The sequence below is a fragment of the Sorangium sp. So ce363 genome, assembly GCF_051520435.1.
Lineage (GTDB): Bacteria > Myxococcota_A > Polyangia > Polyangiales > Polyangiaceae > Sorangium > Sorangium cellulosum_B.
The window spans coordinates 8,219,561-8,232,707 of sequence record NZ_CP150333.1 but is presented as its reverse complement, the minus strand read 5'-3'; the positions used below and the strand labels follow the sequence as shown (position 1 = coordinate 8,232,707).

General features: G+C 71.7%; 7 protein-coding genes. 2 read left to right on the top strand and 5 right to left on the bottom strand.

From position 1 onward, the window contains the following. The first annotated feature begins 91 nt into the window (after positions 1-91). Positions 92-910 carry an OmpA family protein gene (locus WMF12_RS30855; RefSeq protein ID WP_437851149.1) on the top strand — a complete coding sequence of 273 codons (819 nt, stop codon included), beginning with the start codon at positions 92-94 and terminating at the stop codon, positions 908-910. A gap of 43 nt (positions 911-953) precedes the next feature. On the opposite strand, the gene WMF12_RS30850 is transcribed toward WMF12_RS30855, so the two are convergent. Both WMF12_RS30850 and WMF12_RS30845 read right to left on the bottom strand, forming a co-directional pair. Next, positions 954-3,350: a fused MFS/spermidine synthase gene (locus tag WMF12_RS30850; protein ID WP_437851148.1), complete on the bottom strand. Its 2,397-nt coding sequence runs from the start codon at positions 3,348-3,350 to the stop codon at positions 954-956. A gap of 103 nt (positions 3,351-3,453) precedes the next feature. Then, the gene (locus WMF12_RS30845; RefSeq protein ID WP_437851146.1) at positions 3,454-4,005 is read right to left on the bottom strand and encodes a hypothetical protein; all 552 of its coding nucleotides are present in this window, start codon (positions 4,003-4,005) and stop codon (positions 3,454-3,456) included. A 108-nt stretch (positions 4,006-4,113) separates the two neighbouring features. Here WMF12_RS30845 and WMF12_RS30840 point away from each other — a divergent pair, with 108 nt between their 5' ends. Continuing rightward, a complete protein-coding gene (locus WMF12_RS30840; protein WP_437851144.1) occupies positions 4,114-5,346 on the top strand; it encodes a M14 family metallopeptidase in 1,233 nt (410 codons plus the stop codon). 216 nt (positions 5,347-5,562) lie between these two features. Here the strand turns inward: WMF12_RS30840 and WMF12_RS30835 are convergent, their stop codons facing one another. From WMF12_RS30835 to WMF12_RS30825, 3 genes are all read right to left on the bottom strand, one after another. Next, positions 5,563-6,762: an MFS transporter gene (locus WMF12_RS30835; RefSeq protein ID WP_437851142.1), complete on the bottom strand. Its 1,200-nt coding sequence runs from the start codon at positions 6,760-6,762 to the stop codon at positions 5,563-5,565. A gap of 200 nt (positions 6,763-6,962) precedes the next feature. Beyond that, positions 6,963-7,553: an N-acetyltransferase family protein gene (locus tag WMF12_RS30830; protein WP_437740239.1), complete on the bottom strand. Its 591-nt coding sequence runs from the start codon at positions 7,551-7,553 to the stop codon at positions 6,963-6,965. Between the two features lie 335 nt (positions 7,554-7,888). Next, positions 7,889-12,871 (bottom strand): zinc-dependent metalloprotease, encoded by a 4,983-nt coding sequence (locus tag WMF12_RS30825; RefSeq protein ID WP_437851140.1) that lies wholly within the window; start codon positions 12,869-12,871, stop codon positions 7,889-7,891. Between the last annotated feature and the right edge of the window lie 276 nt (positions 12,872-13,147).

Genomic DNA, 13,147 nt, shown 5'->3' with positions numbered 1-13,147 from the left:
CTTACCATAAGCCGCGTTCCGCGCCGGTCAGCCCGGCGTCCGCCAGGTTACTTGCGGTCCGAGCGCCGGTTCTGACACGCTGCAGGGCGAGATGGACCCGAAGAGGAAGCAGGCCGCCCGCACCTCCCTGCCGTTCGCGCTCGCGGCGGCGCTCGCGCCCGCCGCGTTTGCTGGCCAGGGGTGCAGCGACAACCGGCTGCCGCCGCGGGAGCTGCCGCGCGCCGAGGAGCAGCAGGCGCTCCCGCGATGGTACCCGGAGAAGCCCTGGTCGGAGCAGGGCGGGGAGAGCCAGGTCTACATCGAGGGCAAGATCGTCTTCGACACGAGCAAGGCGACGATCCGGCCGGGCAGCGAGAAGACGCTGGAGACGCTGCTCCAGTTCATCAAGGAGCACCCCGAGGTGACGCGGCTGCGGATCGAGGGGCACACGGACGCGCAGTCGAGCGAGGAGCACAACCAGGCGCTCAGCGCGCGGCGCGCCCTCGCGGTCGCCGACTGGCTGGTCGATCACGAGGTCGAGAGCGACCGGCTGATCGCCGTGGGCTTCGGCGAGTCGCGCCCGCTCGGGCCGAACGAGATCGCGGCAGGCCGCAGCGAGAACCGCCGGGTCGAGTTCCATGTGGCCGAGGTGAACGGGCGCCCCTTCCTGGGGCAGGATCCGTACAGGGGCGGCCTGGCGCTGGAGGTGCTGAGCCTCGAGCAGCGCAAGCAGCGCGCGGAGCAGGCCGCGCAGCTCAAGGCGCCCCCGCCCCGCAAGGGCTTCGTGGCGACGGGCGACGAGATCAAGCCGGTGCAGGTCAAGCCACGGGCCACGTCGGAGGCGCAGGAGGGCGAGCCCCCCGCGCCGAGCGCGCCGGCCAAGGAGAGCGCGCCCGCGAAGGGTGGCGCGGCGCCCGCGGGCGGGGGCTGAGCGACCTCAGGGCGAGGTGCCCGCGGGCGGGGGCTGAGCGACCTCAGGGCGCGAGGTGCCGCGTGCGCGGCGCCCGCGTCCGGTAACGCTCGAGGAGCGCGAGCGTCGCGTCGAGCGACGCGCCGTACGGGAGCACGTTCCCCTTCGGCGTGGCGTACTCGAGGTAGAGGTTGTCGTCCGTGGACAGGATCGGGCCGCCGTCCTCGGCCGCGTCGGCGACGAGGCGATCGAGATCGTCGCCCGAGGTGACGAGGGCGTCGAGGAGGTCCTCGAGCCGCGCGCCGGCGAGCGTCGCCTGGAGCGACGGGCGCGCGTCGAGCCCGGCGAGGCGCGCCCCCGAGGCGACGAGCGGCGCGCCGCTCGCGACGAGGATGCCTTGCGCGCCGCCCACGAACAGCGCGACGTGCGGGAATGCGCTGCGCATCGTCCTCACCACGACGGCGAGCTCGCGCCGCCGGATGTGGTGGAGCTGCACCCACTGCTGCAAGACGCCGCCCTCGGTGAGCCGGGACCGGGCCAGCTCGTAGAACTCGTGGCTATAGAGGCTCGCGGCGCCCGCGAACCAGACGCTGGTGAGCTCGATGGCGATGAGATCGTAGCGGCCCGGGGCGGCGACGAGCAGCTCGTTCCTGCCGTCGTTGAGCGAGAGGCGGACGCGGGGATCGTCGAGCGCGCGGAGGCTCGGGCCGGCGAAGAAGCGCCGAGACGCCTCGACGATCGCGGGCGAGATCTCGGCGACGTCGATGCGCTCGAAGGGGTAGGCCGCGATGGTGCCGGTCGTCGTGCCGGTGCCCAGGCCGATGACGAGCGCGGCGCGCGTGTCGCGGAGGAAGAGCGAGGGGAAGTGCGCGAACCGCCGCTGCGCCGTCATCTCGGGGCCGTCGTCGCCCTGGAACTTGCCGTTCGTATACATGGTCGTGACGCCGGCGAGGTGCGCGACCGTGGTGACGCCGCCGTGCACGTCCTCGCGCACGAAGTCGATGCGCTCGGGGCGCGGCCCCATGGCGAAATAGACGTTCGCGCCGCTCGTGAGGCGGGCCATGTCCCAGCGGGGCGCGAGCACGGCGAGCGCCCCCGCCGCCGCGGCCAGCGCGAGGGCGCGGGGGAGCTCCGCCCCGGCGCGCGCGGCGGCGAGGACGGCCGTGAGGGCGAAGGCGAGCGCGATCGTCAGGAGCGCGCGCTCGGAGCCGAGCGCGGGCAGGATGAGGTAGCCGGTGACGATGGATCCGGCGATCGTGCCCAGGGTGTTCGCGGAGGTCAGCCTGCCGACGCGCGCGGCGACGTCGGCGTGCGCGGCGGCGCGCGCGAGGAGCAGGGGGAAGGTGGTGCCCATGCACAGCGTGGGCAGCGCGAGGATCGCGAGGGCGGCGAGCGCGCGGCACGCCTCGCGGCCGGCCCACCCGTCGACGTGCTTGCCCGCGAAGGCGAAGAGCCGCGGGAGCTGGTCCCAGAGCGGGACGGTGGCGGCGAGCGAGAGCGCGGCGGCGGCGAGCCCCCGGGAGAGCGCGCCCTCGCCGTGGCGGCGCGCGAGGGCAGGCGAGCGCGCGGCGCCGGCCGCGAGGCAGACGAGGAAGACGGCGAGCATCAGCCCGAAGGCGTAGGCGCTGTTGCCGATGAGCAGCGCGAGCAGGTGGGTCTGGACCACCTCGGCGGCGAAGACCAGGAAGCCCGACGCGAACGCGAGCAGGAGCAGGAACGGCGGTTCAGCCCGGCCGGCGGCCGCAGGGAGCGGAGCGTCCGCGGTGCGGGCCTCGGGGGAGCGCGCGTCGGGGGCGGCGGCAGCAGGCGCCGGGCCGCGCAGCCCGGCGGAGATCGCGACGACGCCGAGGACGATGTTGGCGATCGCCGCGGACCAGAGCGCGCCTCGGATGCCGAGGTGCGGGAGGACCACGTAGGCGCCGGAGAGCGCGCCGGCCGCGCCGCCGGCCGTGTTGATGGCGTAGAGCGAGGCGAGGCGGCGCGCGGCGTCGTGCTCGGCGGGAGGCGCGCCGCCGTCCGGCGCGGCGCCGGCGCGGAGGATGCGCGAGAGCACCGGCAGCGTGGCGCCCATCGCGACCGTGGGGACGACGACCACGAGCGCGGTCAGCGCGGCGCGCGCCGCGGTGAGCAGCGCGAGCGAGTCGGGCGCTGCGCGGGCGACGGCGACGTAGGCCGAGGTCAGCGCCTCGAACAGGAACGGCGAGACGGCGCAGATCGCGCCGACGATCACCTCGAGCGCGCCGTAGACGACGAGCGGGCGGCGCGCGGACGCGGCGTGGCGTCCGCCGAGGTGCGCGCCGAGGGCGAGGCCGCCCATGAAGGCGGCGAGGACCGTGCTCACGGCATACGCGGTGGCGCCGAAGACGTAGGCGAGCAGCTTGGAGAAGGCGACCTCGTAGAGGAGGCCGGTCGCGCCAGAGACGAAGAACAGGGCGGCCACGAGCGGGAAGCGGGAGCGCACGGGCGCGCACGCTAGTACAGGCGCCCGACGAGCAGGCACCTCAGAGCGCCGAGCACGACATCCCTCGGCAGGCGGCCGAGGGCGGGCGCGACGCGCCGCCCCGTCACCAGCCGAGCCGCTGCAGCCGCTCTCTGGCCCCCTTCACCCCGAAGATCGTCTCTTCGCCGGGCGGCACCACGGGCGCGAGCAGCACCGCCGCGAGCACCGCGGTGACGACCAGGGGCGCTCGCGCGTCGTCGCCGGCGATCGGCGGCTCTCGCACCTGCCAGACCCGCCGCGCCCGCGCGAGCAGCGCGTCGAACCCGCGCCCGCCGATCGCCCGCACCCCCGCCGCGGCCGCCGCTCGCACGAGCGGCGCGCGATCCAGCGGCACCGTCATGACGAGCACGCGGCTCGTCGCGCGCGGCGTGGAAGTAGAAGAAGAGGAGGTGCGCGCGACGTCCACCTCGACGGCGTCGGCCATCGGCGTGCTCCCCGACGGATACGCCTTCTTCTGCACGAGCGTGAGCTCCGCCCCGAAGAAGACGCGCGCCTGATGTGCCCAGCGGTGCTCGTCGATCCGCGCCTCGGGCTCCGGCGACAGCAGCGACCACCCCTGGCTCGGAGGCAGCAGCTCGATACGTCCTTCCGCCCACCCGCTGCCGTCGAATTCCATATGCGCGCCCGCTGCCACGGTAATCCCTGGTTTGACCTGGTCCGGATCGCACGAACGCGCGGCCGGTGGTCTATAGTTCGTGCCATCTAGGGTAAAGGTGAGCCCTGCATGCCGAAGTCCGATCAGGCGTCGGAAGAGCAAGGCCGGGCTGCCCTGAGGGCGGCCCTCTTTATACACCGACGCGCGCCGCTCTCCCGTCTGCTCGCTCGCCGCGGGCTCGGTCCCTACCGCGGGTACGGCGAGCTCCTGGAGGCGATCGAGCGGCTCGCCGACCGCGGCGCGCAGGTCACGCTGATCGGGCGCTCGATCCGGGGCGAGCCGCTGCTCGCCGTTCACCTCGGCGCAGCCAGCCTGGCCGCTGCGCGCGGCGAGAAGCATGCCGCAGGCCTCCTGGCGCCGAGCGCTCAGGGAGGACAGAGCGTTGCGAACGGCGTCTCACTCCGTCCGCTCGATGGCACGTCGGATGGCACGCCGGATCCCGATGGCAGCCGCGCGCCGGGCGGCGCGGACGACCCGGCGCCGAGCGACGCCGCCCTCGCTCGGTTGGCCGAGCGCGCCGAGCGCGCCAGCCTGCGCCCCTCGACGGGAGCCGGGTCGCGCGAGCGCGTGCGGACGACGGTGATCCTGTCCGGGATCCACCCCCTCGAGTGGATCGGCATCGAGGCCCACCTCGCGCTGCTCGATCGCCTCGCGACCCAGGACCTCGGGGGCCGGTCGATCCTCGCCGTCCCGATCGTGAACCCGGATGGGCTCCTCCGCGTCGAGATGAACCTCCGCGCCGGGCGACACCGGTACGTGCGGGGCAATGCCCGGGGCGTCGACCTGAACCGGAACTTCGACGCGGGATGGTACGAGCGCGGCCTCATCCAGCGCTTCATCGGGCTCCTCTTCTCGCCCGGCAGCCGCCCCGCCAGCGAGCCGGAGGTGGAGGCCATCGCGCACGCGCTGTCGTCGCGCCGGATCGACCGCGCCTTGTCGCTGCACAGCGCCGGCGGCGCCGTGCTGTACCCGCCGGCGCACAGCCTCTGGCCCGTGGCCGACGCCGCCGAGCACCGCGCCTTCGCGCTGCGCGTCGCGCGCGCCGCGGACCGCAGGCCGTACCGCGCCATGCCCTACGTCCGCTTCGCCTGGGGCGTCCGCAAGGCCGGCCTGGAGATCGACTGGCTCCACGATCGTCACGGGGCGCTGTCGCTCCTCGTGGAGTGCTCGCGCGGCAAGCTCGGCCTCCGGCCGTCGCGCCTCGTCGAGCCGTTCGCCTGGCACAACCCCCGGCGTCTCGACGACGCCACGCCGCCGCTCGTCGACGCCCTCCTACCCTTTGTGAAGGGTGCGCGCGCCTAGAGCGGCGGTCACCCGCTTCGGATACGGGCCCATCTCGACGTTTTCGGTGCTCAGCGCACCGGAGTGCGCTTGCGCGCCGAAAACGCCGATCTGGGCCCGTCTCCTGTGCGGGTGACCGCCGCTCTGCTGCCGCTCTGCTGCGGCTCGGCTGCCGCTCTGCTTGGTGCCGAGGGGGGCGGAGACCGATGTGGTTCCGCGAGGAACCGGGCGCGGCGCTTAGAGCTCGATCGGCTCGCTGACGGGGATCTTCTGCAGGCCGAGGAGGACGCCGAGGGCGGCGAAGCTCGCCGCCATCAGGCCGTACGCCGCGAGCGCCCGGTGCTCGATCAGCCAGCCGGCGCCGATGGGGCCGATGATCTGCGAGATGCTCGCCAGCGACTGGCTCACGCCGAGCGCCGCGCCCTGCTCGTCGCGGCCGACGCTCTTCGTGAGGAGCGTGGTGACGGCCGGCCTCACCACCGCCGCGCCGAACGCCGCGATCCCCACGAGCGCGAGCAGCACGGGCAGGGTGTACGCGATGCCGAGCAGGCCGTAGCCGACCACCATCGTGCCGAAGCCGACCAGCGCGAGCCGCTCCTCGCCGTACCGCTTCGCCAGCCGGCCGATCAGGCCGCCCTGGATGCTGCCGCCGATGAGCCCGGAGAAGGCGTAGAGATAGCCCGTCTCCTTGACGCCGAACGCGAAGCGCCGCTCGAGGAAGAGCGCAAGGCCGCCGATGAGCGTCGAGAAGGAGAGGGAGAAGGCGAAGAACTCGAGCAGCCGGCGGCGCGGGAGCGGTCGGTCGAAGTACCGGCGGAAGGCGTCTCCGCGGCCGAGCGACGCCAGCCGGGCGGCGGCGGAGGTCGCCCCGTCCTGGGCCGCCGGCACGGGCGGCTTCGCCGGGAGCAGCGTGGCCGTGAGGAGGACCGACAGGAGCGACAGCGCCGCCGCGCCGTACGCCGGCGCGCCGTAGCCGAAGCGGCTCGCGAGCTCCCCCGTGATGGCCGGGCCGAGCAGGAACCCGGAGCCGAAGGCGATGCCGATGAGGCCGAACGCCTTGGTGCGCTCCTCGGGCCGGGTCACGTCGCTGATGTACGCCTGCGCGATCGTCAGGTTCCCGGCCGTGAGCCCGTCGATGATCCTCCCGAGGAACAGCATCCAGAGCGAGCTCGCCGAGCCGAGCACCAGGAACCCGAGGAACGTGCCGGTCTGGCTCACGAGCAGCGTGGGTTTGCGGCCCACCCGGTCCGAGATCCGGCCGAGGATCGGCCCGGAGACGAGCTGACAGACCGCGTAGCTCGCCGCGAGCACGCCCACCACGAGCTCGCTGGCGCCGAAGTGCTCGGCGTAGAACGGGAGGAGGGGGAGAACGAGCGTGAGGCCGAGGACGTCGACGAAGACGGTAAGGAAGATCGGCAGGAGCGGCGAGCGGAGCATGATGGCTTTCGGTGGCGATGGACTGCGGTGACGGCCGCCGGCGACCGGGCCGGCGATGGCCGGGCCTCCGGACGGGCGCCTGGACGGCGTTGTCCTCATGACGCATCTGCGCCGCGGCGGGTACCCTCCAGCGCGCGTCCAGCGCTCGTGCGGGGCACGGGCCGGGCCGCGGGCGGGCCCGGGGACGCCCGCGCCGTGGCTCAGCGCTCCGACGGGGCGACCGCGCGCGGGTCGGGAGAGCGGAGCGCGAGGGTCATCTGGATGTCATCCAGGATGGCGCCGTCGACCCGGAACGCGTCCTCCCGGGTGCCGATCGGGACGAACCCCATCCCCGCGTAGAGCCGCCTGGCCCGCTCGTTGTTGGCGAAGACGCCGAGGTCGAGGTACTCGAGGCCCGCCTCGTCGCGGGCCCACGCGATCGCGGTCTCGAGCAGGCGCCGGCCGTGGCCCTGCCCGGTGTGGGGGCCGAGGATGCCCATCGCGACGACGGCGCGGTGGCCCTCGGACCAGACGCGGCCGCCGCGGAGCTCGATGTGCCCGATGATGCGCGCCCGCGGCTCGCTCGACCGGAGCAGCCAGGCCCGCCCCCAGAGCGGCTCGTCGAGCCCCTTGCCCCAGCGGTCGCGCGCGCTGTGCTCGACCTCGTCGGGGGCGAGCGACGTCGCGATGGCGAAATGGGGCACTCCGCGCCGGCCGGACTCGGCGACGTGCTCGATGAGGTAGGCCGCGAAGGCCCGCGCGTCCGAGCGGTGGGCCGGGGCGATGGCGTGAAGGGCGGGGGAGGGGATCATGCCGCGGCGCGCGCAGCGCCACGCCGAGCGTAGTGCCGCCCTGGCGCCCGCGCGACCTCCAACGGCAGCAGGCGGGCTCGGCCAGGTTATCTCGGGCCTGAGGGACGCGGACGGCCGGACGCCGCTCAGGGCGTCACCAACGTGAACGTGAACGTTTACGTGGTCGTGAACGTGAACGTTTACGTCGTCGTGAACGTGGTCGTGGTCGTCAACGTTAGGTCGTGAACGACCACGACCACGTTCGGATGTAGGAGAACGCGGCGCGAAGCTTGGTTAACGCTTATGAGGGGGAGCGCGGGGCCCCGGCGCGGGGCCCCGGCGTGGGGAGGCGTGGATCAGTCGGGGAAGATGCCCAGCTGCTCCGGGTCGGCGAGGCCGAACTGGGCCATCATCTTGAGCAGGTAGTCAGGCACCGACTTGTAGCCCTTCAGCTCGTACGCGTAGTGGTTCTTGTAGATGGTGAGCTGGGTGCAGTTCTCGTTGATGTTCTGATCGCACGCCGGCACCTCCTTGAGCGGGCCGACCGCGGGCACGTCCTTGATCGCCGGATCCGGGATGATGATCGCGGCGCCGTCCGGGTGGTACGTGATCATCGCGCGACCGTACTTGTTGAAGCCGGGGCCGTAGTCGGCGACGTACGCGGGATCCGCGGGGATGCTGTCCGCCGGGTTGCCCGGCTGCGCCTCGTGCCTCGCGTCGAGCTGGTAGCCCTTCGCGGTGAGGGCGTTGGCGTACTCGAGCACGCGGGCCGCGATGCCCTTCTGCACCCACTTGCCGCCGGAGTCCTCGCAGGCCGCCCTGTTCTTGCCGGCCCCGAAGAGGCACTCCATGCCGTACGTGCGGGCGTAGTAGACCTGCCCGGACGTCGGGTCCTGCCACTCGATGCGCTGCTCGAAGCCCGGGTCCGCGTCGCTGCCGAGCCGGTAGACGCGCATCATGTCGAGCCAGTTCGTCTTGCCGTTCGCGGGGATGTTCGCGAGCGTCCACGCGATCAGGAACTTCTGCACCTCCCAGCCGATCTGCGGATCGACCGCGACGGTCCGGTCCACGACGGCCGGGTCGAAGTCGCCGCCGAGGTAGTTCGTGCAGAGGTTCTTCCCGTCGGTCGGGAAGCAGACCTTCGGCCCCTCGTTCGGCCACCAGCTGACCCAGCCCATCGGGCGCGCCGGGAACTCCTTCGCCAGCGGGTCGGGATCCTTGCTCGCCGTGTCGAGCACCGGGAAGCCGTCCTCGCCGGCCTCGAGGCGAGGCGCGAGGAGCGAGCGATCGCCGGTGAGGGCGTTGGCGAGCACGCGGCGGTAGCCCTCGGGCAGCACGTCGGCCATGCCGACCGCGCGGAAGCGGGCGTCGTAGAAGTCGCGGCGGGACTGGCTCACGAACCGGTCCTCCGACTCGGAGAGCAGGATGGCCGTGTGGATCTTGTCGTAGTAGCTGCCCGCGTTGAACGAGTAGTCGGTGTCGAAGTCGCCGTTGCTCTCCGAGTTCCTGTTCTCGAGCGGGTGACCGCCGAACCCGATGTCCTTCAGGTAGCCGGTCGAGCCGTTCGGGATCTGCACCAGCACCGGGCTGTTGGTCGTGCCGCCGAAGGAGCCGAAGTCCTCGCCGGCGCCGTAGTCGTCGCCGTCGAGGTTCGAGCGGAGGACCGGGTCGTTGAACAGCGGATCGCGCAGGTAGTGCGGCCCCTCCTCCGGGCGGGCGAGCTGCCTCGTGAAGTGATCGAACGCCACCGTCGCGGCCACGACGTTCTCCTGCAGGCTGCCCTCGACGAGGAGCGGCCACAGCGTGTCGAACGACAGGCCCTGGTTCGTCGCGAGATCCTGGTAGATCGTCCCGTAGAACCCGATGCCGCCGGCGATGCCGAGCATCTTCTCGTTGTAGCGGCTGTAGGACCTGTCCGCCGCGGCGCGGACGCTGAACGTCGTGCGGTTGCGCCGGAAGTTGTCGAAGATGTGCCTGTTCTCCTGGGTGGTGAGCAGGAACATCAGCTGCTCGTACGGGTCGGCGCCGTTGTCGTGGCGGAAGACCGAGACGTTGCCGGTGTCGGCCCAGTTGTCGGTCGCGAACCCGTACGGCACGCGGACGCGGTTCTGGGCGTCGACCGCCGGGCCGCCGCGGAATGCGCCGATCGCGGTCTCGCTGTCCTGCGGCTTGCGCAGCTGCTTCCAGCCGACGTAGTCGACCGGCTGCTGGCGGCAGCGCTTCGTCTCCTCGCCGACCGTGACGATGCCGCCGTCGAGGAGCGGATGCCACTTGCCGTCGAGCTGCTCGTTCCACGTCGCGGGCGGGGTCGCCTCCACGTCGTAGCAGTCGCGGATGACCTCGTACTGCGATTGCAGCTGGGAGTAGTGGAAGTCGTTGACGCTGGGCGCGTTCGTGGCGTTGCCCTTCGCGAACATGCCGTACTTGATGCCGGCCAGCCCGCCGAAGTTGTCCGTCGCGGCGAGGAGCCCGCCGCCGACCCTGCCGCCGGCGAGGTAGTTGCGGTCGCCGTTGTCGTAGACGCTCACGTTGTCGCCGTAGAAGAAGCGCGCGGCGGCGAAGTCGTAGACGCCCAGGCCGACCAGGTCCTGCGAGACGTCGCCCGGGTAGTCCATGACCGTGGAGTGCTGGAACATCCAGATCATGTTCTTCTGCTCTTCGTCCGTGATCGCGTCGAAGTAGCGAGGGCCGACGCACTGCTCCGGGCTCTCGTCCGCCTCACCGGTGCACGCCGCCTTGACCTTCCCGTTCTTCGTCCTGAGCTGCCAGTACTGGGGCCGGAAGAAGAGCGAGGCGTAGCTGCTCACGAAGTTGTGCCGGAGGCCGATGGAGTGCCCCATCTCGTGCGCGATGACCGCGTACTGGTAGCGGCGCTGGATGTACTTGAACATCTTCTCGTAGCGCCCCCGCTTCTCGTCGGCCGTCTCGTCGTCGCCGACGGGGAACTTCTCGCGGAGCGCCTCCGCGAGGCCCGTCATCGCCGAGGCCTCGGGGGCCTCGTGCAGGATGCAGGCGCCGCGCTCGGCGAGCGCGTTGTCGTGCATGCGGCGGAGCTGCGAGTGCATCTTCGGGTTGTTCATCGCGAACGGCGACGCCGCGTCCGCGAGCGGGCCCTCAATGGGCAGGCCGGCGGGGACGCCCGCGCGCTTCAGCATCGCCGGGTTCAGGAGCTCCGACTCGGCGAGGCTGCCCCGGGCGGCCTTCATGCGGGCGCCCACGACCGCCTGCTGCGGGGAGGGGACGTCGCCCCGCACCGCGATGTCGGCGACCTTCGCCTTCATCGGCTCGATGAGCGCCTTGAGCTGGGGGGAGACGCCCTGCGCGACGAGGCCCGCGTACGCCTCGGCGTCGAGCTTCGTGGCGCTCGCGAGCCGCGACGTGACCTCCTGCTTCGTCATCGTGGGCCCCTGGCCGCCGCCGGACATGCGGCTCGCCTGCGCCCAGTCGCGGATGTACTTGCCGTCCGTGATCTCGGAGGTCGGGATCTCGCCGTTGATGTAGCGGACGATGTCGACGAGCTGCTGCGCCGCGGAGTCGGTGACGTGGCTCCAGATGTTGATGCTGGCGGCCACCTTCTCGCCCGTGATCGGGTCGTCGGCGTCGACCATGATGCCCCAGGGCGACGGGGTCTGCGGCTTCTCGACGATGAGCACGCTGTTGTAGCGGAGGTCGCCGAGCCGCGGGGCGACGCGCTCCTCGAGGGGGACGCTCGTGTCGCCGCAGGCGGGGTGATCGCCCTCCACGATGGGGTTGTGGCAGAGCACGATCACCGAAGGCTGCGTGACGACGCTTCCGATCGCGAGCGTCGCCTGGTCGCCGCCCCGCCGCTGAGAGAGCTGCTCCACGGCCTGCTTGGCCTGGTCGTCGCACGCCGGCGCGTCCCAGCCCTGCTCGCGGCGGCACGCGTTCAGCGCGCGCGAGAGCGCGACGGCCTCGTCGATGTCGTCCTGCTGGCCCTTCCACATCGGGAACTTCGCGTCGCAGTCCTGGCCGCCCGTCTTCCGGCACTCGACGAGGCGCGACGTCTGGATCGCGGTCTTCATCGCGAGATCCCACTCCTCGGTGGCCCACTGGGTCGCCTCGAAGATGTCCTCCGACGTGTTGCCGCCGACGTACCAGGGGATGACGACGGCCTCGCGCTCCGTGTAAGGCAGCGTGCACTTCTGCTTGTACACGTCGCACTGCGAGCCCGCGCCGGCCGCCGCGCACACGTCCGCGGTGCCGTCCTTGTTCTCGTCGAGGTTCGGATCGGCGGTCACGTCGCCGGCCGGGGCCGTCTCCCGGGTCGCGCAGGCGACCGCGCCCTCCATCGCCTCGGGATCCGTGTAGAAGTGGCTGCGCTTCCAGAGGTTGTAGCGGGCCGCAAAGCGCCGCCACTGGTTGTCCACGATGCCGTAGTTGCGCTCGTAGCCGTAGCGGTAATCGAAGTTGAAGATGCCGAACGCCTGGAACCTCACGCCGTCGAAGTCGACCGGCTCGTAGTCGTTGTCGACCACCTTCTTGAACGACTGCCGGATCGTGATCTCGACCGGGTTGCAGTTGCCGTACGGGTCGGTGCCGCCGGCGAAGTCGCCCGGGAGCATGCAGGCAGGGAACTTGTCGATGCCCCAGCCAAGGCTCGAGAGGTCGAGCAGCGCGGGCGTGGCGAACGCCTTCGTCGTGACGTCGAAGTAGCCGTTCTCGCCGTCGAACCGCGGGGCGTCGGCGGAGGCGGGGTCGCTGACGTAATAGGCGAGCGGCTCGTACTCGACACCTCCGTAGAGGCCGATCTGCGACAGGGTGTCGAAGTTGTAGGCGTCGGTCGCGAGGTTGCGGGACCAGTCGACGCGGATGTACTCGCGCTCGTACCAGAGCCGGTCGCTGGTGTTCTCGACGATGACGTTCGACTCCTCGCCGGTCGACGGGTTGTAGTCCCGGACGATGTCGAAATGCGACTCGATCGCGTAGCTCGCGACGATCTGGCCGTCGTTCGTGGTCTTCTTGGTGAGCCCGTTATAGTTGTTGCCCTTGCCGTCGGTCCCCTCGATGCGCTCGTAGGCGAGCCGGGCGTTGAGCTGGTGCTCGGTGATCTCCCACTTGATCCGGGAGACGGGCTGGGCGTAGGTCGACGTGAAGAGGCCATCTTGGGCGGCGCCGTACCCGACGTCGACGACCGTACCCCGCATGTAGAACTCGGGGTCATCGACGATGTCTTTGAGGTCCCCTCCAACGAAGAAGGACTTGGCGAGCGCATCGCTCTGCACCCTTCTGATGGACGGCCGCTCCTCGGCGCAGCCCGCCCCCACGACGGTCAGCGCGACGGTGCCGAGGAGCACCGCACGCCTAAAAATTCGATTCATCAACGATCCTCCGGAAGCTGCCTGTCGAGATCGACGCACAAGCTGACCCTTCACGGCGCACAGGGCGCAGCGCGAGGTAGTCCCCCCAAGGCAAGAACGTTGCCAACGCTCGCCGACGCTCGAACGCGAGCTCTTTCGATAAGTTAAGCACCTGTCGCACATGCGCATCGGGGGTGGCGTTAAAGAGTTAACTGTTGCCGGACGAGCTTGCGACCGGCGCCCGTCTCCGGGGTGACGGCGGTCGGAGCAGTGCTCGGGACGGTCAACGGCGCGGGC